This is a genomic window from Frigidibacter sp. MR17.14, from assembly GCF_037095735.1.
GTDB lineage: Bacteria > Pseudomonadota > Alphaproteobacteria > Rhodobacterales > Rhodobacteraceae > Frigidibacter.
Window position 1 is genome coordinate 310,509 of sequence record NZ_JBAWKD010000004.1, and the last position, 24,864, is coordinate 335,372.

Annotated in this window: 20 protein-coding genes; 14 read left to right on the top strand and 6 right to left on the bottom strand. The window is 68.9% G+C overall.

What is annotated here, in order from left to right:
- Positions 1 to 109 precede the first annotated feature (109 nt).
- Positions 110 to 2,464 carry a sensor histidine kinase NtrY-like gene (locus tag V8J36_RS13685; protein ID WP_336467852.1) on the top strand — a complete coding sequence of 785 codons (2,355 nt, stop codon included), beginning with the start codon at positions 110 to 112 and terminating at the stop codon, positions 2,462 to 2,464.
- Positions 2,461 to 3,915, top strand: a complete 1,455-nt coding sequence (gene ntrX, locus V8J36_RS13690; RefSeq protein ID WP_336467853.1) for a nitrogen assimilation response regulator NtrX — start codon at positions 2,461 to 2,463, stop codon at positions 3,913 to 3,915. Before V8J36_RS13685 ends, ntrX begins: the two co-directional genes overlap by 4 nt.
- A gap of 126 nt (positions 3,916 to 4,041) precedes the next feature.
- Here ntrX and V8J36_RS13695 read toward each other — a convergent pair whose 3' ends face one another.
- A complete protein-coding gene (locus V8J36_RS13695; protein ID WP_336467949.1) occupies positions 4,042 to 4,548 on the bottom strand; it encodes a TIGR00645 family protein in 507 nt (168 codons plus the stop codon).
- A 147-nt stretch (positions 4,549 to 4,695) separates the two neighbouring features.
- On the opposite strand from V8J36_RS13695, the gene trkA reads away from it, so the two are divergent.
- From trkA to V8J36_RS13725, 6 genes are all read left to right on the top strand, one after another.
- Positions 4,696 to 6,072 carry a Trk system potassium transporter TrkA gene (gene trkA, locus V8J36_RS13700; protein WP_336467854.1) on the top strand — a complete coding sequence of 459 codons (1,377 nt, stop codon included), beginning with the start codon at positions 4,696 to 4,698 and terminating at the stop codon, positions 6,070 to 6,072.
- Positions 6,073 to 6,088: 16 nt separating this feature from the next.
- Positions 6,089 to 7,660, top strand: coding sequence for a TrkH family potassium uptake protein (locus tag V8J36_RS13705; RefSeq protein WP_336467855.1), 1,572 nt, complete (start codon positions 6,089 to 6,091; stop codon positions 7,658 to 7,660).
- 204 nt (positions 7,661 to 7,864) lie between these two features.
- Positions 7,865 to 8,095 carry an RNA chaperone Hfq gene (gene hfq, locus V8J36_RS13710; RefSeq protein ID WP_336460186.1) on the top strand — a complete coding sequence of 77 codons (231 nt, stop codon included), beginning with the start codon at positions 7,865 to 7,867 and terminating at the stop codon, positions 8,093 to 8,095.
- Entirely contained in the window at positions 8,092 to 9,381 is a 1,290-nt protein-coding gene (hflX, locus tag V8J36_RS13715) for a GTPase HflX (RefSeq protein ID WP_336467950.1), read from the top strand. Before hfq ends, hflX begins: the two co-directional genes overlap by 4 nt.
- Before the next feature lie 500 nt (positions 9,382 to 9,881).
- On the top strand, positions 9,882 to 10,097 hold the full coding sequence (locus V8J36_RS13720; protein ID WP_336467856.1) for a hypothetical protein: 216 nt from the start codon (positions 9,882 to 9,884) through the stop codon (positions 10,095 to 10,097).
- Between the two features lie 303 nt (positions 10,098 to 10,400).
- Complete coding sequence (locus V8J36_RS13725) at positions 10,401 to 11,477, top strand: DUF475 domain-containing protein (RefSeq protein WP_336467857.1); 1,077 nt, start codon at positions 10,401 to 10,403, stop codon at positions 11,475 to 11,477.
- A gap of 154 nt (positions 11,478 to 11,631) precedes the next feature.
- On the opposite strand, the gene V8J36_RS13730 is transcribed toward V8J36_RS13725, so the two are convergent.
- A complete protein-coding gene (locus V8J36_RS13730; RefSeq protein WP_336467858.1) occupies positions 11,632 to 11,826 on the bottom strand; it encodes a hypothetical protein in 195 nt (64 codons plus the stop codon).
- Positions 11,827 to 12,188: 362 nt separating this feature from the next.
- Between V8J36_RS13730 and V8J36_RS13735 the strand changes: the two genes are divergently transcribed.
- The 5 genes from V8J36_RS13735 (at position 12,189) to V8J36_RS13755 (ending at position 17,589) form a co-directional block, all read left to right on the top strand.
- Positions 12,189 to 12,881, top strand: coding sequence for a paraquat-inducible protein A (locus V8J36_RS13735; RefSeq protein WP_336467859.1), 693 nt, complete (start codon positions 12,189 to 12,191; stop codon positions 12,879 to 12,881).
- Positions 12,878 to 13,501 carry a paraquat-inducible protein A gene (locus tag V8J36_RS13740; protein WP_336467860.1) on the top strand — a complete coding sequence of 208 codons (624 nt, stop codon included), beginning with the start codon at positions 12,878 to 12,880 and terminating at the stop codon, positions 13,499 to 13,501. Before V8J36_RS13735 ends, V8J36_RS13740 begins: the two co-directional genes overlap by 4 nt.
- Positions 13,502 to 13,517: 16 nt before the next feature.
- The gene (locus V8J36_RS13745; RefSeq protein ID WP_336467861.1) at positions 13,518 to 15,647 is read left to right on the top strand and encodes a PqiB family protein; all 2,130 of its coding nucleotides are present in this window, start codon (positions 13,518 to 13,520) and stop codon (positions 15,645 to 15,647) included.
- A 1-nt stretch (position 15,648) separates the two neighbouring features.
- Complete coding sequence (locus V8J36_RS13750) at positions 15,649 to 16,200, top strand: PqiC family protein (RefSeq protein WP_336467862.1); 552 nt, start codon at positions 15,649 to 15,651, stop codon at positions 16,198 to 16,200.
- A gap of 135 nt (positions 16,201 to 16,335) precedes the next feature.
- Positions 16,336 to 17,589 carry an aminopeptidase gene (locus V8J36_RS13755; protein WP_336467863.1) on the top strand — a complete coding sequence of 418 codons (1,254 nt, stop codon included), beginning with the start codon at positions 16,336 to 16,338 and terminating at the stop codon, positions 17,587 to 17,589.
- Positions 17,590 to 17,712: 123 nt separating this feature from the next.
- Here V8J36_RS13755 and V8J36_RS13760 read toward each other — a convergent pair whose 3' ends face one another.
- Positions 17,713 to 18,426 carry a sugar transferase gene (locus V8J36_RS13760; RefSeq protein WP_336467864.1) on the bottom strand — a complete coding sequence of 238 codons (714 nt, stop codon included), beginning with the start codon at positions 18,424 to 18,426 and terminating at the stop codon, positions 17,713 to 17,715.
- Between the two features lie 485 nt (positions 18,427 to 18,911).
- A complete protein-coding gene (locus V8J36_RS13765) occupies positions 18,912 to 19,715 on the bottom strand; it encodes a metallophosphoesterase (protein WP_336467865.1) in 804 nt (267 codons plus the stop codon).
- 179 nt (positions 19,716 to 19,894) lie between these two features.
- Here V8J36_RS13765 and V8J36_RS13770 point away from each other — a divergent pair, with 179 nt between their 5' ends.
- Complete coding sequence (locus V8J36_RS13770) at positions 19,895 to 21,508, top strand: GMC family oxidoreductase (RefSeq protein WP_336467951.1); 1,614 nt, start codon at positions 19,895 to 19,897, stop codon at positions 21,506 to 21,508.
- A gap of 99 nt (positions 21,509 to 21,607) precedes the next feature.
- Here V8J36_RS13770 and V8J36_RS13775 read toward each other — a convergent pair whose 3' ends face one another.
- Both V8J36_RS13775 and V8J36_RS13780 read right to left on the bottom strand, forming a co-directional pair.
- The gene (locus V8J36_RS13775) at positions 21,608 to 22,396 is read right to left on the bottom strand and encodes an FAD binding domain-containing protein (protein WP_336467866.1); all 789 of its coding nucleotides are present in this window, start codon (positions 22,394 to 22,396) and stop codon (positions 21,608 to 21,610) included.
- A 60-nt stretch (positions 22,397 to 22,456) separates the two neighbouring features.
- Positions 22,457 to 24,832 (bottom strand): xanthine dehydrogenase family protein molybdopterin-binding subunit, encoded by a 2,376-nt coding sequence (locus V8J36_RS13780; RefSeq protein ID WP_336467867.1) that lies wholly within the window; start codon positions 24,830 to 24,832, stop codon positions 22,457 to 22,459.
- Positions 24,833 to 24,864: the final 32 nt, after the last annotated feature.

Here is a 24,864-nt window from a genome sequence, read left to right on the forward strand (position 1 = left end):
CAAGGGCCGGTGCCGTCCGAGACAGGGCCGAAGCGATGGCAGCAGCGCAGGCTGCACGGGCAGGACGCGGTGGGAACCGCAGCGGCACGCATCGCCGCGGGGCGCGCCGATGACGGCGGGCCGCAGCGGCTTCGCGGGCGGTGCCGCGCGCGAATCCCTCGCGCGGTTCGAGCGCCTGCGCCGCCAGAAACGCTTCCAGACCGGTGCCGCGCTGGGGCTCGTGATCCTCGGGCCGGCGCTGACGCTGGCCACCTTCCTGATGCTGGGTCCCTTCGATCAGGGCGTGTCCTCGACGCCGCTGCGCATGATCCTGCTGACCGACCTCGTCTATGTGCTGGTGGTGGCGGCGCTGGTGTCCGCACGGCTCGCGCGGATGATCGCCGCGCGGCGCGCGCAATCGGCGGGATCGCGGCTGCACCTGCGCCTGACCGGCGTTTTCGCCGGCATGGCGCTGGTGCCGACGATCCTCGTGGCGGTCTTCGCGGGCCTCACCATCAACATCGGGCTCGAGGGCTGGTTCTCGGACCGGGTGCGGCAGGTGGTCGGCAGCTCGCTCGACGCGGCCGAGGCCTATGAGGGCGAGCATCAGCGCGACCTCGTGACCGACACCCAGGCGCTGGCGGGCTACCTGAACCTTGCCCGGCAATCGACCTTCTTCCTCGCGGACAGCGACCTGCGCCAGATCCTGACCCAGGGGCAGGGGCAGATCCAGCGCGGGCTGAAGGAAGCCTTCGTCATCGACAACTCGGGCGAGATCCGGGCGCGCGGCGAACGCAGCTACCTGTTCAACTTCGAGAAGCCCGAGCCCGCCCAGATCGCCCGCGCCGACAAGGGCGAGACGGTGGTGATCCAGGACTGGGGCAACAACGAGTTCCGGGCGCTGGTGAAGCTCGAGCCCTATCTCGACCGCTATCTCTACGTCGCGCGCAATGTCGACGGCAAGATCCTGAGCCTTCTGGACGAGACGCGGAACTCGGTCCAACTCTACCGCCAGCTCGAGGCCGAGCGGGGCAGGGTGCTGTTCGAATTCTCGCTGCTCTATCTGGGCTTCGCGCTGATCCTGATCCTGGCCGCGATCTGGCTGGGGCTGTGGTTCGCCGAACGCCTCTCGCGCCCGGTGGGCCGGCTGGCGGGGGCGGCGCAGATGGTGGGCGCGGGCGATCTGGACGTGCGGGTGCTGGAAGAGAAGGGCGATGACGAGATCGCCATGCTGGGCCGGCTCTTCAACCAGATGACCCGCCAGTTGAAGGGCCAGCGCGAGGCGCTGGTCGCCACCCACCGCGAAACCGACGAGCGGCGCCGGCTGTTCGATTCCGTGCTGTCATCGGTGACGGCGGGGGTGATCGGTCTCGACAGTTCGGGGCGGGTCGATTTCGTGAACCGTGCCGCGCAGAAGCTGCTGGCGCTGGTCCCGCCCGAGGGCACCGTGCCGCTCGAACAGATGGTGCCGGAATTCGCGGGGCTGCTGGCGCGGCTCAGCGAGGGCACCGGCGAGGCGGTGCAGGACGAGGTCCGCGTCAGCCGCGACGGCCGGCTGGAAAGCCTGCTGGTGCGGATGGCGATCCGGCGCGGCGCCGACGGGGCGCTGGAAGGCTATGTGGTGGCCTTCGACGACGTGACCGAGCTGGTCTCGGCCCAGCGGATGGCGGCCTGGGGCGATGTCGCGCGGCGGATCGCGCACGAGATCAAGAACCCGCTGACCCCGATCCAGCTGTCGGCGGAACGCATCAAGCGCAAGTTCGGCCGCGGCCTGCCGCCCGAAGAGGCCGAGGCGCTGGAGCAGATGGTGGGCGTGATCGTCCGCCAAACGAACGACCTGCGCCGCATCGTCGACGAGTTCAGCCGCTTTGCCCGGATGCCGGAACCCGACCGGCGCGACCATGACCTGACCAAGCTGGTGCGCGACATCTGCACGCTGCAGCAAGACGCGCTGCATGGCGCGAAGTTGACCGCGACCCTGCCCGAGGCGCCGGCGGTGGTGGAACTGGACGCGACGATGATCGGGCAGGCGATCACCAACATCGTCAAGAACGCGGGCGAGGCGGTCGAGAGCCTGTACGAGAAGGGCGCGCCCGAGGGCTATGCCCCCGAGGTGCGGGTCGAGATGACCGTGCAGCCCGAGCAGGTGGTGATCCGCGTCACCGACAACGGCGCCGGCCTGCCCGAGGATAGATCGCGGCTGTTCGAGCCCTATGTCACCACACGGGCCAAGGGCACCGGGCTCGGCCTGCCGATCGTGAAGAAGATCGTCGAGGAGCATGGCGGCAGCCTGACGCTCACCGACGCGGCCCCGTTCCACGCGGGCGCGCATCGCGGGGCGGCGGCCGAGATCCGGCTGCCGCGGGCGCGGGCGCCGAAGCTGGGCGTGCGGGGCGAGACGGAATCCAAGGACGGGGGCGCGCGCGAGGCGTCCACCGAAAACACGAACCGGCAGAAAACAGCCGGACAGGAGGCGGTAAAATGACCCAGAAGACCGAGCAGAAGAGCGGCGACATCCTGATCGTGGACGATGAACGGGACATCCGCGAACTGATTTCGGACATCCTGAAGGACGAGGGCTTCGCGACGCGCCTCGCCGCCAATTCCGACGAATGCATGGGGGCGATCAACGCCGAGCCCCCGGCTCTGATGATCCTCGACATCTGGCTGAAGGACAGCCGGATGGACGGGATCGACATCCTCAAGACCGTCAAGCGCGACAACCCCGACGTGCCGGTGGTCATCATCTCGGGCCATGGCAACATCGAGATCGCGGTCGCGGCGATCAAGCAGGGTGCCTACGACTTCATCGAGAAGCCGTTCAACATCGACCAGCTGATGGTGGTGATCACCCGCGCGATGGAGACCTCGCGGCTGCGGCGCGAGAATTCCAGCCTGCGCCGGCGCGACGTGGCCTCGTCCGAGATGATCGGCACCTCGCCCGGCTTCCGTACGCTGAAGTCGAACCTCGACAAGGTGACGAAGTCGAACGCCCGGGTGATGCTGACCGGCCAGCCCGGCGCCGGCAAGGAAGTGGCCGCGCGCTACATCCACGTCAATTCGAACCGCGCGAGCGGGCCGTTCATCTCGGTCTCGTCGGCCTCGATCGAGCCCGAGCGGATGGAAGAGGTGCTCTTCGGTCGCGAGTCGCCCGAACGCGGCGTCGAGAAGGGGCTGCTGGAGCAGGCCCATGGCGGCATCGTCTATTTCGACGAGGTCGCGGACATGCCGCCCGGCACCCAGTCGAAGATCCTGCGCGTGCTGGTCGAGCAGCAGTTCACCCGCGTCGGTGGCTCGGACAAGGTGCGGGTCGACCTGCGGGTGATCTCGTCGACGACCCGCGACCTCGCGGCCGAGATCGCGGCCGGCCGCTTCCGGCAGGAGCTCTACGACCGGCTGAACGTGGTGCCGATCGGTGTGCCGTCGCTGGCCGACCGGCGCGAGGACATCCCGGAACTGGCGAAGCATTTCATCGCGATGTTCAACAAGAGCCAGGGCCTGCCGCTGCGCGCGGTCTCGGAAGAGGCCGAGGCGCTGATGCAGACCATGCCCTGGCCGGGCAACATCCGGCAGCTGAAGAACGTGATCGAGCGGGTGCTGATCCTTGGCGAGGGCACGGGCCCCGTCGATGCCCGCGAGATGCCCGGCGGCGCCCCCGAGGGCGGCGGCGACGACGGCCGCGTGGTGCTGTCCGGGGCGCTCGCGACGCTGCCCCTGCGCGAGGCGCGCGAGCTATTCGAACGGGAATACCTGCTGACCCAGATCAACCGCTTCGGCGGCAACATCAGCCGCACCGCGAATTTCGTGGGCATGGAGCGCTCGGCGCTGCACCGCAAGCTGAAGTCGCTGGGGGTGGTGACGACCACCAAGTCCGGCGCCCGGATCGCCTCGATGGGCGAGGACGAGGATCTCGAGATCGACGAAGCCGCCGAGTGATCCCGGCGGCGGACCGGGGCGCCGCCCCGGACCCCGGGATATTTGCACCAGTAAGAAAACCTCATCGTTCTCATTGGTCGAAATATCCCGGGGTCCGGGGCAGAGCCCCGGCGCGCGGGGCCTGGCTCAGTCCTTGGGCTTCTTCAGCACCTTGGTCTTCATCGTGATCCAGTCCATGACCGCGAGCAGCACGCCCGAGACCACGAAGACGAGGTGGATCGCGACCATCCAGCCGATCTTCGACGGATTGTAATGCTCGACATCCATGAAGACCTTCAGCAGGTGGATCCCCGAGATCGCGACGATCGAGGCCACCAGCTTCAGCTTCAGACCCGAGAAGTCGACCTCGCCCTGCCAGTCGGGCCGGTCCTCGTGACCGTCGAGATCCATGCGCGAGACGAAGTTCTCGTAGCCCGAGAAGATCACGATCACGAGGAGGTTGGCGGCAAGGCTGAGGTCGATCAGCGCCAGCGCGCCCAGCACCGCGTCATCGACCGTCATCACCGGGATCTTCAGCGCGAAATGCCACAGCTCGAGCAGGAAGGCCCAGACGAGGATCGCCAGCGCCCCCACCAGCCCCACATACATCGGTGCCATCAGCCAGCGGCTCGCGAAGAGGCCGCGCTCGATCATCCTGTCCACTCGGGACTCCTTTGCAACATCGGTCGCCGGCAGATCTATTCGCCCCGCATATCGTTTGTAAGGCGACAGATCGCCCTTGGTTGACCTTTCGGCGCGGCGCTGCCACTCAGAAGCCTGACGGCCCCTCGGGAGAGCTTCATGAAGATCATCATCTGCGGCGCGGGACAGGTCGGCTGGCAGATCGCCCGCCATCTTTCGGGCGAACGCAACGACGTGACGGTGGTCGACAGCAACCCCGATCTGGTGCGCCGCGCTTCGGACACGCTCGACGTGCAGGGGGTGGCGGGCTTCGCCTCCTATCCCGACGTGCTGGAACGGGCGGGCGCGCGCGACGCCGACCTGGTGATCGCCGCGACCTATTCCGACGAAGTGAACATGGTGATCTGCCAGGTCGCGCATTCGGTCTTCGGCATCACCCGCAAGATCGCCCGCGTCCGCGCCCAGAACTACCTCGACGCGATCTATTCCGACCTCTACCGCACCGATCACCTGCCGATCGACGTGGTGATCTCGCCCGAGAAGGAGGTGGCCGAGGCCGCGCTGCAGCGGCTGGCCGCGCCGGCCGCCTTCGACACCGAGAACTTCCTGGGCAACCGCGTGCAGCTTCTGGGCATCGCGCTGGACGAGGACTGCCCGGTCCTGAACACGCCGCTGCGCCAGTTGACCGACCTCTTCTCGACCCTGCGCGCCATTGTCGCGGGGGTGCGCCGGGACGGGCGGCTCTTCGCCCCCGAGGCCGAGGACCAGCTGTTCGCCGGCGACCAGATCTACGTCTTCAGCCATGTCGACGACGTGAACCGCACGCTCGAGATCTTCGGCAAGGAGACCCGCAAGCAGGAGCGCGTCGTCATCATCGGCGGCGGCAACGTGGGCCTCGCGGTCGCGCGGGCGCTGGAGAAGCGCACCCAGCGCATCCGCGCCAAGGTGATCGAGCGCGACCGGACCCAGGCCGAACGCGCCGCCGATGCGCTGGAACGCACCATCGTGCTGAACGGCGACGGGCTCGACATGGACATCCTGCAGGAGGCCAACATCGATCGCGCCGACGCGGTGCTGGTGGTGACCGACGACGACAAGACCAACATCCTGGCCGCGGTGCGCGCCAAGCAGGCCGGCTGCCCGATGGCGATCGCGCTGATCAACGATCCCACGCTGGTGCCGCTGATGGGCTCGCTCGACATCGACGCCTACATCAACCCGCGCGCGACCACCGTCAGCTCGATCCTGCGCCACATCCGCCATGGCCGCGTGCGCGAGATCTATTCGATCGGCGATGCCGAGGCCGAGGTGATCGAGGCGCAGGTCCTGTCGACCTCGCCGATCGCGGGCAAGACGATCCGCGACACCGAGTTCCCGGAAGGCGTGCTGGTCGGCGCGGTGCTGAAGGGCGATCAGGTGATCAAACCTTCGGGCGACACCCGGATCGAGGAGGGCGACGTGATCCTGATGTTCGCCATGGCCGGCGACGTGCCCGAGGTCGAGCGGCTGCTGCAGGTCTCGATCGACTTCTTCTGAGCGAAGGGGCACGGCCTTGCGCAAGATCCTCGACCTGCCGCTTCTGGTGATCCTCGCCGGGATCGGCGCGCTCTCGATGCTGGTCCCGGCGTTCCATGCCTGGGCGATCCGCGACTGGGACACGGCGCGGGCCTTCCTGTTCCCCTCGCTGCTCTTCACCGTGGCCATTTCGCTGATCGGCATCGCGCTGGCGGCACGCCCGGCGCTGAACCCGGCGCGCAGCCACCTGCTGGCGCTCTGCGGCACCTACCTGCTGCTGCCGCTGATGCTGGCCGTGCCCTTCAACGAGGCGGTGCATGACACCGGCTATTTCTCGGCCTGGTGGGAGATGGTCTCGTCGCTGACCACCACCGGCGCCACGCTGTTCGACCCGGCCCGCCTACCGCCCTCGGTGCATCTGTGGCGCGGGCTCGTGGGGTGGATGGGCGGCTTCTTCATGCTGGTCGCCGGGATCGCGATCCTCGCGCCGATGAACCTTGGCGGGTTCGAGGTCCTGGCCGAGACCGTGCCCGGCGTCTCGCCCGCCACGCGCGAGCCCGAGGGCGCCCGCGGCGGCGGGCTGCGGTCGGTGCAGGTCGCCTCGGGCTCGGCCGGGGGCGTGAAGGGCACCACGACGGGCGACCGGCTGGTGCGCCAGACGCTGGCGGTGTTCCCGATCTATCTGGCGCTGACGCTGGTGCTGTGGTCCTCGTTGCAGCTGGCGGGCGACCCGGCGCTGGTCGCGGCGATGCATGCGATGGCGGTGCTGTCGACCTCGGGCATCTCGCCGGTGGGCGGGCTGGCCGGGTCGAGTTCGGGTCCGACGGGCGAGGTGCTGATCTTCCTGTTCCTGTTCCTCGCGCTGTCGCGGCGGATGATGCCCGAGGCCGGGCGGCGCTGGCGCCCCGCGCCGCTGCTGCGCGACCCCGAGCTGGGCCTGGGACTTGCGATCATCGCCACCGTGCCGCTGGTGCTGTTCCTGCGCCACTGGATCGGCGCGGTCGAGATCGCCGACAGCCAGAACATCCCGCGCGCCGCCGATGCCGCCTGGGGCGCCGTCTTCACCGTGCTGTCCTTCCTGACCACCACCGGCTTCGAAAGCCACGGCTGGGTCGCCTCGCGGTTCTGGTCGGGGCTGCCGACGCCGGGGCTGGTGCTGGCGGGGCTGGCGATGATCGGGGGCGGGGTCGCGACGACGGCGGGCGGGGTGAAGCTTCTGCGGGTCTATGCGCTGTATCGCCACGGCGAGCGCGAGCTGCAGAAGCTGGTGCATCCGAACTCGGTCGGCGGCGGCGGCGATGCGGCGCGGCGGCTGCGCAGCCAGGGCGCGCAGATCGCATGGGTGTTCTTCGCGCTGTTCGCGCTGTCGATCGCGGTGGCGATGCTGGCGCTGTCGCTGGCCGGGATCGACTTCACGCCGGCCACGGTGCTGACCATCGCCGCGCTGTCGAACGTCGGGCCGCTGGCCGCGGTCGCCGCCGATGCGCCGCTGGGCTGGGGCGGGCTCGACCAGGTCGCGCAGGCGATCCTCGCGGTGGCGATGGTGGTCGGCCGGCTCGAGACGCTGGCGATCATCGCCCTGCTCAATCCCGAAATGTGGCGGAACTGACGCGCTGGCCCGCCAATCTGCGGCCGGCTAGCGCAAGTGGGCCCGGTTTCAACGATTTTCCGGTGGAAACCCCCGGAACACCCGTTCATAGTTCGTTCAACCCCGGGCTCGCGCCCAATTGCGCAAACCGCACATGATCGCACCGGGGGCAGATAAGCGTGTTATCCCGGGGGAGTGCCGGGGCGGAACAAAGGCAACGAAAGAATGGCCGACAAACAGAATCTCCAGGACGCCTTCCTCAATCATGTGCGCAAGGCCAAAGTCCCGGTGACCATCTTCCTGATCAACGGCGTCAAGCTGCAGGGCGTGATCACCTGGTTCGACAACTTCTGTGTCCTTTTGCGCCGTGACGGCCAGTCTCAGCTGGTCTACAAGCACGCCATCTCGACGATCATGCCGGGACAGGCGATCTCGCTTTACGAGGCAGAAGACTGACAGACCCCACTGAAGTTGCGGCGAAGCCCACCCGGGCCTTCGTCCTGCACCCCGACATCCGCGGCGCCGACAAGCGCCGCGCCGCGGAGCTTGCGCTGGAAGAGGCGGTCTCGCTCGCCCTTGCGCTGCCCAATCTCGACATCGCGGGGTCCGAGGTCGTGCGCCTGCCCAAGGTCGCGCCCGGCTGGCTGTTCGGATCCGGCAAGATCGAAGAGCTGAAGGCGCGGCTGAAAGAGGCCGAGGTCGAGCTGGTGCTGATCGACGGCCCGGTGACGCCGGTGCAGCAGCGCAACCTGGAAAAGGAATGGGGCGTCAAGCTTCTGGACCGGACCGGGCTGATCCTCGAGATCTTCGCCGACCGCGCCCGCACCCGCGAGGGCGTGCTGCAGGTCGAACTTGCGGCGCTCAGCTACCAGCGCACCCGCCTCGTGCGCGCCTGGACCCACCTCGAACGGCAGCGCGGCGGCTTCGGCTTCGTCGGCGGCCCCGGCGAGACCCAGATCGAGGCCGACCGCCGCGCGATCGACGAGCAGGTGCTGAAGCTGCGCCGCCAGCTCGGCAAGGTCGTCAAGACCCGCGAGCTGCACCGCGCCGCGCGCCGCAAGGTGCCGTTCCCGGTGGTGGCGCTGGTGGGCTACACCAACGCCGGCAAATCCACGCTCTTCAACCGGATGACCGGGGCCGAGGTGCTGGCCAAGGACATGCTCTTCGCCACGCTCGACCCCACGATGCGCGGCGTTACGCTGCCCTCGGGGCGCAAGGTGATCCTCTCGGACACGGTGGGCTTCATCTCTGACCTGCCCACCCAGCTGGTCGCGGCCTTCCGCGCCACGCTGGAAGAGGTGCTCGAGGCCGACCTCATCCTGCATGTGCGCGACATCGCGCATCCGGAAACCGAAGAGCAGGCCGAGGACGTGGGCGAGATCCTCGAAAGTCTCGGCGTCGACGAGGACGTGCCGATGTTCGAGGTCTGGAACAAGATCGACCTCCTGACGCCCGACACCCGCGCGGCGCTGCTCGCGACCGACGCCCGCACGCCCGGCGTCTTCGCGGCCTCGGCGCTGTCGGGCGAGGGGCTCGACCGGCTCTATGCCGCGATCTCCGAGGCGCTCGACGACGAGCGCACCGAGCAGGTGATCGATCTGGCCTTCGACGAGGGCCGCCGCCGCGCCTATCTGCACCGCGAGGCCGAGGTGCTGGACGAGACCGCCACCGAGACCGGCTACCGGATCCGCGTCCGCTGGACCGCGCGCCAGCGGGTGAACTTCGAAGAGGTCAGCGGCTGACGCCGCTGGCTGCTTTCGCATTGGCCCAAATATCCCGGGGGTGAGGGCGCAGCCCGAGGGGGCAGCGCCCCCTCTGCCGCCCCCCTTCGCAGTCCGCTGCCACAGCCGCTCGGCCAAATGTTGCGCTGCCCACAATTCGGGGTTGGCGCGAATCGCTTTTGCGGTCACAACCCCGTCATCCGGCACCATTGGAAGAGGAGGGCGGGCATGATCCAGATCTATACCACCTCCGATGCCGGGATCTTCCAGGCCAACTGGCGCCCGCGCGCTTCGCGACGCGTAACCGCCTGACCGATCGGGCCCCTTCGGGCCTTTCTTCCCCCCTCCAGCCTGCCTGACCAGATTGCCGCGCCCCTGGCATCCCGTGGGATACCGCCGCGTCCGGCTCCGTTTCCGCCCGTCGTGGCGGCTGCGGACCGGCGCAGGTCCGGCCCCTGATCCCGGTGGGCTCTTTCAACCCTCAGAACAGGAGCCGGTCCCGCAACGGGCCCGGAAAGATCATGACCATCACCGAAACCCGCACGCCCTCCATCGCGGCGACCATCGCCGTCCACGGCGCCCGCCGCGTGCTTCTGGCCGCCGCCATCGCGCTGCTGCGCGGCTCGGGCCGCCGGCAATTGCTGGTCGTGCCCACACACAATGACCACATGCGCCGCGACATCGGCCTGCCGCCGGTGCACGCACCGCCCCCGAGGCCGCCGGTCAGGCCCTGGTAAGGCGCGGGGGGCCGGCGCCGCATCGGCGTCGGTCCCCCTAACCCCGGACCGACAGCAGACGGACCAAAAATTCCACGGCCGCGGTTGACGCGGTCGTGATCCTTGCTATGTCTGACAGCACGCGTGCCGCCCATGAGCGGCACACTCGGTGACCGGGCCCCTCTGGTGCGAGTTTTCGGCGCTCGCACGATGTCGGCACCGCCGTGTGAAAAGCGAAGCCGGCTGGATACGTTCCATGACCAATTCGACGACCCTGCGCGCCAGGGGCGCGCGCACGCCTGTCCGCATCGCGGAGGTGCGGGCATGACCACGCAGGTTCCCAGCCAGAGCACGACGCTCGGCTATTTCAAATGGGCCTTCGTGGTCACCGCCATCGGCCTCGCGCTTGGCGCCTGGCTGGGCTGGGAGATGACCGGCACCGCCGCCGGCACCGCCTCGATCTTCTTCATCGTCTGTGTCCTCGCGGTGCTCGAGATCTCGCTGTCCTTCGACAACGCGATCGTGAATGCCAACAAGCTCAAGGACATGACGCCCAAGTGGCAGCACCGCTTCCTGACCTGGGGCATCATCATCGCCGTCTTCGGCATGCGGATCGTCTTCCCGGTGCTGATCGTGGTCATCGCCGCGAACATCGGCCCCTGGCAGGCGATGGTGCTGGCCGCCACCCAGCCCGAGGAATACTCGCGCATCATGTATGACGCGCATCTGCCCATCGCGGCCTTCGGCGGCACCTTCCTGATGATGGTCGCGCTGAACTTCTTCTTCGACCATGAAAAGGACGTGCACTGGGTTGCGGGTCTGGAAGGCTGGATCTCGAAATACTCCTCGATCCGCGGGATCGAGATCGCGGTGGTGCTCTGCGTCATGCTGGGCTTCTCGCGCATCCTGCCGCCCGAGGAGTCGGTGCTGTTCATGTCCTCGGCGATCTGGGGCCTGCTGACCTTCCTGCTGGTGGAGGTGCTGGGCGGCATCCTCGACAAGAGCGAAGAGACGATGTCGGGCGCGGCGCGCGGCGGCTTCGGCGCTTTCCTCTATCTCGAGGTGCTGGATGCCAGCTTCTCGTTCGACGGGGTGATCGGGGCCTTCGCGCTGACCTCGAACCTGTTCATCATCGCGATCGGCCTCGGCATCGGCGCGATGTATGTGCGGTCGATGACGATCATGCTGGTCGAGAAGGGGACGCTGACCCAGTACCGCTTCCTGGAACACGGTGCCTTCTACGCGATCCTGATCCTGTCGGTGATCATGTATGTCCAGACGATCTACCACATCCCCGAGGTGATCACCGGTCTGGGCGGCGCCACGCTGATCGGCATCGCGCTCTGGTCCTCGATCCGCTGGAACCGGGCCAACCCGGAAGGGCTCGCCCCGGCAGAGTGAGCCATCGGGTCAGAAGACCGCAAGGGAAAGGCCCGCCATACCGGCGGGCCTTTTCGCATCCGGCAGGCCGCGGGCGACCGGCACCGCGCAAAAGGAAAGGCCCGCCGGTTGGGCGGGCCCTTTCGCTGGGTCGTCTCCCTGATCCGCGGCGGGATCACAGGTTGAATTTGTGCTCCGGGTCGATGCCCAGGATTTCCAGGTCGCGGCGGGCGGGCTGGTTGTGGCCGCGGATCGCGCCGGCGACGCGGGTGGCGGCGAAGAAGGCGTCGATCGCGGTGCCGATGCGGGCGAACAGGCCGGACTTGGCGGCGGGGGCAACGGCGGCGGCATTCAGCGTCAGGGTGGTCATGGTGTCTACCTCGATGTCAGGTGTTCTTTTCTTTCCTTGAATTTGGGGGCTTAGGGGTTTTTCTGCAATGCAGAAACCGGAAGCCCCGCCATGCGGTCAGGGCATGACAACCCCGCCATGCGCGGGGCGCGGGTCAGGCGGGATGTTTCAAGGCTGCAACTTTCCCGACCTCTGTCCGCCGACCGCGGTCGGGGGAATGGCGCGGATACCGCAAGATATGGTGGTTTGCGATCCGGGGGCTGCCGGGGCAGCACTGGACCTTGCGGCGCAACGGCCTAGACTGGCAGGGAACACTGGCCCTGACCTGGCCTGAAAGGCACGGCCGCACATCGGGTGCGGGCAGGGGACGGCAGGAGACGGGGATGAGCAGCGGACCGGGGGAAAGCGATCTGGCGCAGATGCGGGCCTGCCCGCATTGCGACGCGCTCTTTCGCCTGCCCGAACTGGGCCCGCGCGAACGGGCCGATTGCGCGCGCTGCGGCGCCGTGCTGGTCGCCCCGCAGGCGCAGGCCTTCACCCGCACCGTGGCGCTGGCCGCGACGGCGCTGATCCTGATGGCGGGGGCGGTCTTCGGCCCGTTCCTCGACCTGTCGACCGCCGGGATGGAAAGCAGCGCCTCGGTGCTGGACGCGATCGAGGCCTTTTCCGACGGCATCATGTTCCCGCTGTCGCTGGCGGTGGGGGCGCTGATCGTGGTGATCCCGGCGCTGCGGCTGAGCCTGATCCTTTATACGCTGGCGCCGATGCTGCGCGGCGGCGCGCCGCTGCCGCGGGCGGGGCAGGCGTTCCGGCTGGCCGACCAGCTGAAACCCTGGTCGATGGCCGAGATCTTCCTGATCGGCGTCGCGGTGGCGCTGGTGAAGGTGGCGGGCCTGGCCTCGGTGCATCCGGGCGTGGCGTTCTGGGCGCTCTGCGGGCTGGTGCTGGTCACCGTGCTGCAGGACAACAGCATGGATAAGGAAAGCGTCTGGCACGCGATCGAGACCCGGCGCGGTGCCCCCGACGGCAGCCTTGGCCGCGCGGTCGACCAGCGCCTGAAGGGCCCCGCGGCATGAGCCTTCACGCCGCCCCGCACACCGCCCGCGCCGCCGGCCTTCTGGGCTGCCGCAGCTGCGGCCGGGTCTTCGGCCCCGACGAAGAGGCCTGCACCCGCTGCGGCGCGGCGCTGCACAGCCGCGAGCCGGGATCGCTGCAGCGCGTCTGGGCCTGGTGGATCGCGGGGCTGATCGTCTACTTCCCGGCCAACATCTACCCAATGCTGATCACCCGCACGCTTGGCAACCAGACAGAATCCACGATCCTTGGCGGCGTGGTCGAGCTGGCGGGCCACGGCGATTACGGCGTGGCGGGGATCGTCTTCCTCGCCTCGATCGTGATCCCGGTGTCCAAATTCGTGGCCATCGCCTATCTGGCGGGCTCGATCGGTCGCGGCCCGGGCCGGCGCGGCGCGCTGGACGAACACCGCCAGCACCGGCTGCACACCATCGTCGAGTTCATCGGCCGCTGGTCGATGATCGACGTCTTCGTCGTTGCGATCCTTGCCTCGCTCGTGCAGTTCGAGGCGGTCGCGACCATCAATCCCGGCATTGCCGCCGTCAGCTTCGCGCTGTCGGTTGCCTTCACCATGCTGTCCGCCCAAAGCTTCGATCCCAGACTGATCTGGGACGAGGACTGACACACCGGAGATCGCCTTGACCGAACCCGACGGCCGTTCCGCCCCCCCGGAACAACCGCCCCGACGCCCCGAAGCCGGCGAGATGCGCGTGCGCGGTCCGCGCAGGCGCTGGTGGCTGCAGATCTCTCCGGTCTGGCTGATCCCGATCGTGGCGCTGGTCGTCTCGCTCGGGGTCGCGCTGAACAGCTATTCGAACCGCGGCCGGCTGATCTCGGTCCGCTTCGACAACGCCAGCGGCATCGAGGCGGGCTCGACCGTGCTCAAGTACCGCGACGTGACCGTGGGCCGGGTCGAGCAGGTGGGCTTCTCGTCGGGGCTGAACAAGGTCGACGTCCAGATCCGCATCGCCAAGGACGTGGCGCCTTACGTCGACGCGGACGCGCAGTTCTGGGTGATCCGCCCCGAGGTCTCGGTCCGGGGGGTCACCGGGCTCGATACCGTGCTGTCGGGCGCCTATATCGCCGGCAACTGGGACAGCGAGCAGGGCGAGACCCAGGTCGAGTTCGAGGGGCTCGAATCCGCGCCGCTGATCACCGGGCCGGGCCGGCAGGGGCTGCAGGTCACACTGCGGATGCAGGACGGCAACCAGCTGGCTGCGGGCGCGCCGGTCCTTTACCACGGCATCGAGGTCGGCAGCCTGGGCACGCCGCGCCTGTCCGAGGACGGCAGCGTCGTCGAGGTCGATGCGATCATCCAGGAGGCCTATGCCAACCGCGTCACCAACCTGACGCGGTTCTGGGACACATCGGGTTTCGAGGTCAACGTGGGCTCAAGCGGCATCTCGCTCGACGTGCGCTCGCTGGCCTCGCTGATCGAAGGCGGCGTCAGCTTCGACACCACGATCTCGGGCGGCACGCCGATCGAGCCCGGGCAAAGCTTCGACGTCTTCGACAGCGAGGCGGCAGCGCGGGACTCGCTCTTCTCGAACCCGATGGAGCAGGGCGTGCCGCTGACCGCGCGCTTCGACGGCTCGGTCGCGGGGCTGGGCGCCAAGGCCGACGTGATCTACCGCGGCCTGAAGGTCGGCGAGGTCACCGACCTGACCGCCGACGTCACCGGCGAGGGCGCCGCCCGCCGCGTCACCATGCAGGCCAACCTGCAGGTGCAGCCCGGTCGCCTCGGGCTGTCCGAAGAGGCGGTGGATGCGAACCCGGTCGACGTGATTTCCAGCTTCGTACGCGACCAGCACATCCGCGCGCGGCTTGCCACCGGCTCGATCCTCACCGGCTCGCTGGTGGTGGAGCTGATCGAGGACCCCGAGCAGCCGTCCGAGCTTGACCTTGCCGCGAAACCCTACCCGATGCTGCCGGGCGCACCGGCAAACGTGCAGGACTTCGCGACCACCTCGCAGGGGATGATCAGCCGGATCAACAACCTGCCGATCGAAGAGCTGATGCGCTCGGCCATCGACACGCTGGACTCGGTCAAGGCGCTGGCCTCGGACGACGGGATGCGCCGGCTGCCGGAATCCGCGGCCTCGCTGCTGGACGACACAAAGGCGCGGGTGAACTCGCAGCAGATCACCGACATGCTCAACGATTTCGCCGCCACCGCCGCCTCGGCGCGCGGGGCGATGCAGCGGATCGAGCAGGGGCAGGCGATCGACAAGCTGATCGCCTCGGTCGGCCGGCTTGACGGGATCCTTGCGAATGTCGACGGCGCGGCCCAGGACTTCCCCGAGATCTCGGAGCAGGTCCGCCAGCTGTCGGCCAAGCTGAACACCATCCCGGTCGAAGAGCTTTCGACCTCGGCCAACCGGCTGGTGCAGAGCGCCGACGCGATCCTGTCGACGGAAGGTGCGCGGCAGCTGCCGGCAAGCCTGTCGGCAGCGCTGGACGAGGTGCGCGTCTTCCTGGGGCAGGTCCGCGAAGGCGGCGCCATCGAGAATGCGAATGGCGCGATCTCGGCCGCGGAAGAGGCCGCCAACGCGATCCGCGACGCGGCGCGCACGCTGCCCCAGCTGTCGGACCGGCTGAACGTTCTGATCGCCAATGCCAACGGGCTCGTCTCGGGCTATGGCGACCAGTCGCGCTTCAACACCGAGGTCGTGAACACGCTGCGCGAACTGCAGCGCATGGCCGAGAATGTCGCGACACTGGCGCGCACCATCGACCGCAACCCGCAATCGTTCATCTTGGGACGCTGACATGACGAAGACCCTGATGCTCGCCGGTCTGGCGGCCCTCGTGCTGGCCGGCTGCAACCCGCCTCGCTACACCTTCGAGCCGCCGCCGAGCGGGCTGCGGCTGACCTCGGCCACGCGCTCGGTGCTGGTGCGCGACGTGTCGCTGCCGGAATATGCCTCGGCGATCGAGGTGGCGGTGGCGACCGGCGACGGCGCGGTGAAGAACGCGGGCTCGGCGTTGTGGGCCGACCAGCCGACGCGGGGCGTGTCTGTGGCCTTGGCACGCCAGTTGGACATGATCCTGTCGGCGACGGTGTCCTCGGAACCCTGGCCGCTGGGCGGGCTGGCCGAGACCGAGGTCTCGGTCCGGATGTCGAAGGCGCTTGGCGGCGCGGACGGGATCTACCGGCTGGAGGGTCAGTACTACATCTATTCCGAACGCGGGACCGGCCAGTCGGACCGCTTCGCCATCGCCGAGCCGATGGGCGGGACGGATGCGGGCGACATCGCCGCCGCGCAGAGCCGGGCGATCGGGGCGCTGGCCGAGCAGATCGCGCGCCGGCTGGGGCGGTGAGCGACTGAGGGCGAAGGCAGGGGGGCGCTGCCCCCCGGACCCCCCGGAGTATTTCCGCCAAGTCGAACAGGGGAGCGGCGGTTGACCCTGCCGGTTCGGGGGATAGTGTCGGGCGCGACAGAAGGAGTGCGCGACATGGATGCGATCGCCGATGTGCCGGCCGGGGTGGACCCGGCGCTGCTCGACCGACTTGCCGAGGTGGCGGTCAAGGTCGGACTGAACCTGCAGCCGGGGCAGGACCTGATCCTGACCGCGCCGATGGCGGCGCTGCCGCTGGTGCGCCGGGTGGCGGCCCATGCCTATGCCGCCGGCGCGGGCCTGGTGACGCCGCTCTTCGCCGACGAGGAGATCACGCTGGCGCGCTTCCGCCACGGCTCGGACGAAAGCTTCGACCGCGCGGCGGGCTGGCTCTATCGCGGCATGGGCGAGGCCTATGCGGCCGGGGCGGCGCGGATGGCGGTCTCGGGCGACAACCCGATGCTGCTGAGCGAGCAGGACCCCGAGAAGGTGGCGCGCGCCAACCGCGCCAATTCCACCGCCTACAAGCCGGCGCTGGAAAAGATCTCGACCTTCGCGATCAACTGGTCGATCTGTTCCTATCCGACGCCCTCCTGGGCGCGGCAGGTCTTCCCCGGCCTGCCCGAGGACGAGGCGGTGGCGAAGCTGGCCGCGGCGATCTTCGCGGCGAGCCGCGTCGACCGGCCGGACCCGGTCGCGGCCTGGGCCGAGCACAACGACGGCCTGCATGCGCGGGCGAAGTGGCTGAACGACATGCGCTTCGAGGCGCTGCACTTCACCGGCCCCGGCACCGACCTGACGGTGGGGCTGGCGGATGGCCACGAATGGCACGGCGGCAGCTCGGTCGCGCAGAACGGCGTGACCTGCAATCCGAACATCCCGACCGAAGAGGTGTTCACCACGCCGCACGCCCGCCATGTCGAGGGCTGGGTGGCGGCGACGAAGCCGCTGGCCCATGCCGGGACCCTGATCGAGGGCATCCGGGTGCGCTTCGAGGGCGGCGCCATCGTCGAGGCGCAGGCGACGCGCGGCGAGGCGGTGCTGAAGAAGCTGATCGACACCGACGAGGGCGCGCGGCGGCTGGGCGAGGTGGCGCTGGTGCCGCACAGCTCGCCGATCTCGCAATCGGGCCTGCTGTTCTACAACACGCTCTATGACGAGAACGCGGCCTGCCACATCGCGCTGGGCCAGTGCTACTCGAAATGCTTCCTCGACGGGGCCTCGCTGAGCGCCGAGCAGATCGCGGCGCAGGGCGGCAATGCGAGCCTGATCCATGTCGACTGGATGATCGGGTCGGATCAGGTGGACATCGACGGCATCACCGCCTCGGGCGAGCGGGTCGCGGTATTCCGCAAGGGCGAGTGGGCCTGACCGCCGGACCTCGGGCCTCGGATTCCCGGACCCCGGAATGACGAAGGGCGGCGCCACAAGGCGCCGCCCGTTCCGTTTGCCGGGACGCTTTCCCGTTCCGGGGCGCCCCCGCTGCCGGGCCGTTTACCGGCCCGTCATCCGCAGGACGACCCCGAAGGTCTTCCAGATGTAGCTGATGTCGCCCTTCAGGCTCAGTCCCTGATAATAGCCCTCGTCATAGCGGACGCGGTCGGTGAACAGGGTGGTCGAGCGACCCTCGACCTGCCAGGGGCCGGTGATGCCCGGTCGCACCCGGAAATAGGCCTGACCGCCGGCCTTCACATAGAGATGCTCCTGCGAGGGCATGAAGGGGCGCGGGCCCACGAAGCTCATCTCGCCAAGGAAGATGTTCCAAAGCTGCGGCAGCTCGTCGAGGCTGGTCTTGCGCAGGATCTGCCCCACGCGGGTGATGCGCGGGTCGTAGCGCAGCTTCTGCGTCTCGTGCCATTCCCGCGCGATGATCGGGTCGCGGGCGCACAGATCGGCCAGCACCTGTTCAGCGTTCGGCACCATCGTGCGGATCTTCCAGCACATGAAGCGACGCCCGTCGCGTCCGACACGCTCTTGCCCATAGAACCCTGCCGAGCCGTCCAGGCGCGTCAGCACCCAGAACACCAGCGTCACCGGCAGGACCGCGGGTGCCAGAATCAGCACCATGAGAATGTCGAAAGCACGCTTCACGCTGCGCTCGTAGAGCCCAACCACCTTGCGGTCTTCCTCCGCTGCGGCCCCGTTCGCCGGGACCCGTGCGACCGTCCGCGGGGATGCGTAGGTCTGTTCCAGAACCAGATCTTTCATGACCTCTCGCTCCAGCCTTGCCGATCGCTCATCGGGACTACCAGGATTGCCACGTTTCGTGTTCCCATGTCCGGGTCCAGCCGGACATCGCCCCGAAGCCATCGCGCTGTCATCTTGGATCTTTCCCTTAGCAAACCTCGCCACCAACGCGGGGACAAGCCAAAAGTTTCTGCGCTTGCGAGAGTTGGCAGCAATCTGCTCGTGAGGGAAACAATGAGGTGTGATGACCCGACATCTTCCGTCATTCGTCTGGAGTGCTCGCCTTATAATTGTATAATTGGCCCATTTATGCAGCAGAATTGTGAATAGCAGCGGCCAGTTGGCGTTTTCGGTGCTGCACGCGGGCCGCGAAACCGGACATTCGTGCGCAATCTTCCGCGGATCGTGTCGGGATCTCGGCGGAAGATTGCTGGCAGCGGGGCGGGCCGCCACATTCTGCACTGCGGCAGGGCGGAACCAAGGCAAAAAATCCGGGAATGGCCGGCTCAGCGCCGGGTCAGCACCGCAGGGGCCTGTCCCGGCCGCAGCACCAGCGCGCTGAGCCGCCCGCTGGCGAAGGCGCCGGTGTCGATCCTCAGGCAGGTCCCGCGGCGCAGCGGCACCGGCACCACGTCATGGCCCTGCACGACCCAGAGCCCGTCCGCGCGGGGCCCGGGCGGCAGCGGGCCGCCCCAGAGCAGGCGGTGGCGTTCCTGCGTCTCTGGCGGGCGGGCGGGGTCGAGCCCGGCATGGGCCGCAACCAGCGTGCCCTCGCGATGCAGGAGCGGGCGGGCGCGCAGCCAGCCCAGCATCTCTGCCCCCAGCGCCCGGGCCAGCGCGCCCGCCAGATCCTCGAGCGCCTCGGGCGGCGCGCCGACCTGCGGCGGCTCCAGCCCGAAGCTGCGCAGCGTCGCGCCGCCACCATGACCAAGCCAGCGCCGGACGCCGGTCGCGGGCCGGTCGATCGCGTCGAGAAGCATCTGCTCATGATTGCCCAGCAGGCACAGCGCCTTGCCCGCCGCCTCGAGCGTGCGCACCCGCGCCAGCACCCGGTCGCTGTCGGGCCCGCGGTCAATCAGGTCGCCCAGGAACAGCGGCAGCGCATCGGGCGCGCGCAGCGCCAGCGTGTCGAGCAGCCGGCCCAGCAGCGCGTCCATGCCGTGGACATCGCCGATCGCGGCCAGCGGGCGCCCGACCTCGGGCGCCGGCAGCCCACCCAGGTCGACCCGCCGCAGGCGCGGCAGGCCGGGGCGCAGGGCGCGCAGGCCGGGCGGCAGGCGAAGGGGCGGAAGAAAGCGGAGGGCGGCCATGGCGACAGTCCTAGCCGAGGGCCGCGGGCCTGCCAACCGCGCGCGAAGCGGCGGAAGACGCTGCGTCATCGCGGGCGGCCGATGGGGGCCCGGGGTCTTGCGGCGCGGGGAGGTGCCTGCGATCCTTCCCCGGTCCGGCGGGAGGGAGCCCGGGGCCGGACGGGGAGGGCCGCAGGGTGCTGGAATTCGACTATGTGATCATCGGGGCGGGCAGCGCCGGCTGCGTGCTGGCCAACCGCCTGAGCGAGGACGGCCGCCATTCGGTGCTGCTGCTGGAGGCGGGCGGGCGCGACAACTACCACTGGATCCACATCCCCGTCGGCTACCTCTACTGCATCGGCAATCCGCGCACCGACTGGCTCTACAAGACCGAGGCGGAGCCGGGCCTGAACGGTCGCGCGCTGGGCTATCCGCGCGGCAAGGTGCTGGGCGGCTGCTCGTCGATCAACGGCATGATCTACATGCGCGGGCAGGCGGCGGATTACGACCACTGGCGGCAGCTGGGCTGCACCGGCTGGGGCTGGGATGATGTGCTGCCGCTCTTCAAGCAGCAGGAGGACCACTACCGCGGCGGCGACGAGCTGCACGGCGCGGGTGGCGAATGGCGGGTGGAAACCGCGCGGGTGCGCTGGAAGGTGCTCGACGCCTTCCTCGACGCGGCCGAAGAGGCGGGGATCCCGCGCACCCCCGACTTCAACCGCGGCACGAACGAGGGCGGCGGCTATTTCGATGTGAACCAGCGCGCCGGCATCCGCTGGAACACCGCCAAGGCCTTCCTGCGCCCGGCGGCGGGGCGGCAGAACCTGACGGTTCTGACCGGGGCCCATGCGACCCAGCTGATCGTCGAGGACGGCGAGGTGAAGGGCGTGCGCTTCCTGCACGAGGGGCTGCCCAAGGAAGCCCGCGCGCGCGCGGAAACCGTGCTGTCGGCCGGCGCGATCAACTCGCCGCAGCTGCTGGAGCTTTCCGGGATCGGCCGCGGCGAGGTGCTGCAGGCGGCGGGCATCGCGCAGGTGGCCGAGGCGCCGGGGGTGGGCGAGAACCTGCAGGATCACCTGCAGCTGCGGCTGGTCTACAAGGTCACCGGGGTGCCGACCCTGAACGAGAAGGCCTCGTCCATGTTCGGCAAGGCCTCGATCGGCCTTGAATACCTGCTGAAACGCTCGGGCCCGATGTCGATGGCGCCGAGCCAGGTGGGGATCTTCACCCGCTCGGGCCCCGACAAGGCGACGCCCGATCTGGAATACCACGTCCAGCCCGTCAGCCTCGACAAGTTCGGCGAGGCGGTGCACCCGTTCCCGGCGATGACGGCCAGCGTGTGCAACCTGCGCCCCGAAAGCCGCGGCTCGGTCCATGTCACCGCCGCCGATGCGGCCAGCCAGCCCGCGATCCGCCCGAACTACCTCGCGACCGAGGGCGACCGCGAGGTCGCGGCACGCTCTATCGAGCTTACCCGCCACATCGCCAGCCAGCCGTCCTTCGCCCGCTACAACCCGGTCGAATACCGGCCGGGCTCGGACTACGTGACGCGCGACGAGCTGGTGAAGGCGGCAGGCGACATCGGCACCACGATCTTCCATCCCGTGGGCACCTGCCGCATGGGCTCGGACCCCGGTTCGGTGGTGGATGAGCGGCTGCGGTTCCGCGCCCTCGGGCGGCTACGGATCGTCGATGCCTCGGTGATGCCGACGATCACCTCGGGCAACACCAATGCGCCGACGCTGATGATCGCCGAAAAGGCCGCGAAGATGATCCGCGAGGATGCCCGCGCCAGCACCAGCGCCTACGCCTGACAAGGGCGCGAAGGCGCAGGGGGATCGCCGGAGGGCCGCCATCGGTCCGAGGACCGACGGCGATGGGGGGAGGCGCGCCTCCCCCCGCACCTTCCTGTTTCAGCCCGCGGCCTTCACCGCGCGCCCGGTCAGCACCTTCACCAGATGCGCCCGGTATTCCGGCGTCCCGTGCAGGTCGCCGATCATGCCATCCGCCTCGACGCTCAGCCCCGAGATCGCCTCGGCCGAGAAATTCGCCGACAGCGCCTCTTCGGCTTCGGTCCAGCGGAACACCCCGTCGCCCGAGGCTCCGGTCACCGCGACACGCACCCCGGCCGGATACTTCGCCAGGAACACCCCGGTCAGCGCGAAGCGCGAGGCGGGCTGCACGAACTTCTGGTAGTTCGCCGCCTGCGGGATCGGCAGCTTCACCGCGGTGATGATCTCGCCCTCTTCCAGCGCGGTCGCGAACATGCCCTGGAAGAAGTCGTCGGCCGCGATCTCGCGGGTGTTGGTCACGATCGTGGCCCCGGTCGCCAGCGCGGCGGAGGGATAGCAGGCGGCCGGGTCGTTGTTGGCGATCGAGCCGCCGATGGTGCCGCGGTTCCGCACCGCCGGGTCGCCGATGTTGCCCGCCAGCGCCGCCAGCGCCGGGAACTGCGCCTTGGCCTCGCGCGCGACCACGGCATGCGGCGTCGCGCCGCCGATGGTCATCACGCCGCCCGCGACCGATACGCCCTTCATCGCCGCGATCCCGGTCAGGCTGACCAGCACCGCCGGCGCCGCCAGCCGCTGCTTCATCGTCGGCAGCAGCGTCTGGCCGCCGGACAGGGCCTGCGCCTCTTCCGCGCCCAGTGCGGCCACCGCCTCATCGACCGAGGTCGGGCGGACGAATTCGAAATTGTGCATCCTCTCGCTCCTTCAAAGCGTTGAGACCCCCGGCCGGAACGCCCGGCCGGGGAGGGGCGATCACTGCATCGCCGCCCAGACCTTCGACGGGGTCAGCGGCATGTCGATATGGGCGACGGCATGGCCGCCCCGGTTCAGCGCGTCCAGGACCGCGTTCACCACCGCCGGCGGCGAGCCGATGGCCCCGGCCTCGCCGCAGCCCTTCACGCCCAGCGGGTTGTGGGTGCAGGGCGTCTGGCACGAGTGGTCGACCTTGAACATCGGCAGGTCGTCGGCGCGCGGCATCGCGTAATCCATGAACGAGCCGGACAGAAGCTGCCCGGTCTCGTCATAGACGCAGCCTTCCAGCAGCGCCTGGCCGATGCCCTGCGCAAGCCCGCCCTGCACCTGCCCCTCGACGATCATCGGGTTCACGATGTTGCCGAAGTCGTCCGCGGCGGCGAAGGCCAGGATCTCGACCTTGCCGGTCTCGGGATCGACCTCGACCTCGCAGCCATAGGCGCCCGAGGGATAGGTGAAGTTCGACGGGTCGTAGAAGGCCGTCTCCTCCAGCCCCGGTTCGAGGTTCTCGAGCGGGTAGTTGTGCGGCACATAGGCTGCAAGGCAGACCGCGCCCCAGTCCACCGACTTGTCGGTGCCCGCGACCGAGAACTTGCCGTCCTTCAGCTCGATGTCGCCTTCCGGCGCCTCCATCAGGTGTGCCGCGATCTTCTTGGCCTTGTTGATGACCTTGTTCGCGGCCTTCACCAGCGCCGAGCCGCCCACGGCGAGCGAGCGCGAGCCATAGGTGCCCATGCCCATCGGCGTGTTGGCGGTGTCGCCATGGACGATCTCGACATTCGAGGCGTCGATGCCGATCATCTCGGCCACCACCTGCGCGAAGGTGGTCTCGTGGCCTTGCCCGTGCGAATGCGAGCCGGTCATCACCACGATGTTGCCGGTGGCGTTCACCCGCACCGTGGCGCTTTCGTAAAGCCCCGCCCGCGCGCCGAGCTGCCCCACGAGGTTCGACGGCGCGATGCCGCAGGCCTCGATGTAATGGGCCAGTCCGAAGCCGCGCAGCTTGCCGCGGGCCTTCGACTCTGCCGCGCGCGCCTCGAAGCCGGCGCGGTCGCAGACCTCCATCAGCTTGTCGAGCGTCGCGTTGTAGTTGCCGGTGTCATAGACCACGGCGACGGGCGTCTGGTACGGGAACTCGGTGATGAAGTTCTGCCGGCGCAGCTCTGCCGGATCGACGTTCAGCTCGCGCGCGGCCTTGTCGACCAGCCGTTCCAGCTGGAAGGTCGCCTCGGGTCGGCCCGCGCCGCGATAGGCGTCGACCGGCACGGTGTTGGTGAAGACCGCCTTCACGTTCACGTAGATCAGCGGCGTCTTGTAGTTGCCGGCCATCAGCGTGCCATGCAGCCAGGTCGGGATGCAGGGCGCGAAGGTGGACAGATAGGCGCCCATGTTGGCGTAGGTCTCGGTCCGGATCGCGGTGAAGTTGTTCGACCCGTCCAGTGCCAGCTCGATCTTGGTCACATGGTCGCGGCCGTGGGCATCGGACATGAAGGCCTCGGACCGCGACGAGGTCCATTTCACCGGCCGGTTCACCGCCTTGGCGGCGAAGGTCACGAAGGCTTCTTCGGCATAGTGGTAGATCTTCGAGCCGAAGCCGCCGCCCACGTCGGGCGCCACGACCCGCAGCTTGTGCTCCGGAATGCCCAGCACGAAGGCGCCCATCAGCAGGCGGATCACATGCGGGTTCTGGCTGGTGGTGTAGAGCGTGTGGTTGCCGGTCCCGCGCTCGAAATCGCCGACCGCCACCCGCGGCTCCATCGGGTTCGCGACAAGCCGGTTGTTCACCAACTCCAGCGTCGTGACATGGGCCGCCTCGGCGAAGGCCGCATTCACCGCCTCGCGGTTCTCCTCGACGAAGCCCCAGTCATAGCAGAGGTTGGTGCCCTGATCCTCGTGGACCAGCGTCGCCCCCGGCGCCAGCGCCGCCTTCATGTCGATGACCGCGGGCAGTTCCGCGATGTCGACGACGATGGATTCGGCCGCGTCCCGTGCCTCTGACAGGCTCTCGGCCACCACGCAGGCGATCGGGTCGCCGACATGGCGCACCTTGCCCTCGGCCAGGATCGGGTGCTTGGGCTCCTTCATCGGCTGACCCTGCCGGTCGGTGACCAGCCAGCCGGTGGGGATCCCGCCCACGCCCTCGAAATCCTTGGCGGTGAACACCTTCAGCACGCCCGGCATCGCCTCGGCGGCCGAGATGTCGAGATTGGTGATCGTCCCGTGCGCCACTTCCGAGCGCAGGAAATAGGCATAGGCCTGACCGCGCAGGTTGATGTCGTCGGTGTAGCGGCCGGCCCCCGTCAGGAAGCGCACGTCCTCGCGCCGCTTCGATGAGGCCCCGATCCCGCTCGTCTTGTCGCTCGTGTCCTTCGGCATTGGTCTCTCCTCCCCAAGCCTGACCCGGTTGT

What these genes read in the sequence shown, in the direction of transcription:
- V8J36_RS13685 (WP_336467852.1), top strand. Translation starts at nt 110, where the DNA reads ATGACGGCGGGCCGCAGCGGCTTCGCGGGCGGTGCCGCGCGCGAATCC.
- ntrX (WP_336467853.1), top strand. Translation starts at nt 2,461, where the DNA reads ATGACCCAGAAGACCGAGCAGAAGAGCGGCGACATCCTGATCGTGGAC.
- V8J36_RS13695 (WP_336467949.1), bottom strand. Translation starts at nt 4,548, where the DNA reads ATGATCGAGCGCGGCCTCTTCGCGAGCCGCTGGCTGATGGCACCGATG.
- trkA (WP_336467854.1), top strand. Translation starts at nt 4,696, where the DNA reads ATGAAGATCATCATCTGCGGCGCGGGACAGGTCGGCTGGCAGATCGCC.
- hfq (WP_336460186.1), top strand. Translation starts at nt 7,865, where the DNA reads ATGGCCGACAAACAGAATCTCCAGGACGCCTTCCTCAATCATGTGCGC.
- V8J36_RS13720 (WP_336467856.1), top strand. Translation starts at nt 9,882, where the DNA reads ATGACCATCACCGAAACCCGCACGCCCTCCATCGCGGCGACCATCGCC.
- V8J36_RS13725 (WP_336467857.1), top strand. Translation starts at nt 10,401, where the DNA reads ATGACCACGCAGGTTCCCAGCCAGAGCACGACGCTCGGCTATTTCAAA.
- V8J36_RS13730 (WP_336467858.1), bottom strand. Translation starts at nt 11,826, where the DNA reads ATGACCACCCTGACGCTGAATGCCGCCGCCGTTGCCCCCGCCGCCAAG.
- V8J36_RS13735 (WP_336467859.1), top strand. Translation starts at nt 12,189, where the DNA reads ATGAGCAGCGGACCGGGGGAAAGCGATCTGGCGCAGATGCGGGCCTGC.
- V8J36_RS13740 (WP_336467860.1), top strand. Translation starts at nt 12,878, where the DNA reads ATGAGCCTTCACGCCGCCCCGCACACCGCCCGCGCCGCCGGCCTTCTG.
- V8J36_RS13750 (WP_336467862.1), top strand. Translation starts at nt 15,649, where the DNA reads ATGACGAAGACCCTGATGCTCGCCGGTCTGGCGGCCCTCGTGCTGGCC.
- V8J36_RS13755 (WP_336467863.1), top strand. Translation starts at nt 16,336, where the DNA reads ATGGATGCGATCGCCGATGTGCCGGCCGGGGTGGACCCGGCGCTGCTC.
- V8J36_RS13760 (WP_336467864.1), bottom strand. Translation starts at nt 18,426, where the DNA reads ATGAAAGATCTGGTTCTGGAACAGACCTACGCATCCCCGCGGACGGTC.
- V8J36_RS13765 (WP_336467865.1), bottom strand. Translation starts at nt 19,715, where the DNA reads ATGGCCGCCCTCCGCTTTCTTCCGCCCCTTCGCCTGCCGCCCGGCCTG.
- V8J36_RS13775 (WP_336467866.1), bottom strand. Translation starts at nt 22,396, where the DNA reads ATGCACAATTTCGAATTCGTCCGCCCGACCTCGGTCGATGAGGCGGTG.
- V8J36_RS13780 (WP_336467867.1), bottom strand. Translation starts at nt 24,832, where the DNA reads ATGCCGAAGGACACGAGCGACAAGACGAGCGGGATCGGGGCCTCATCG.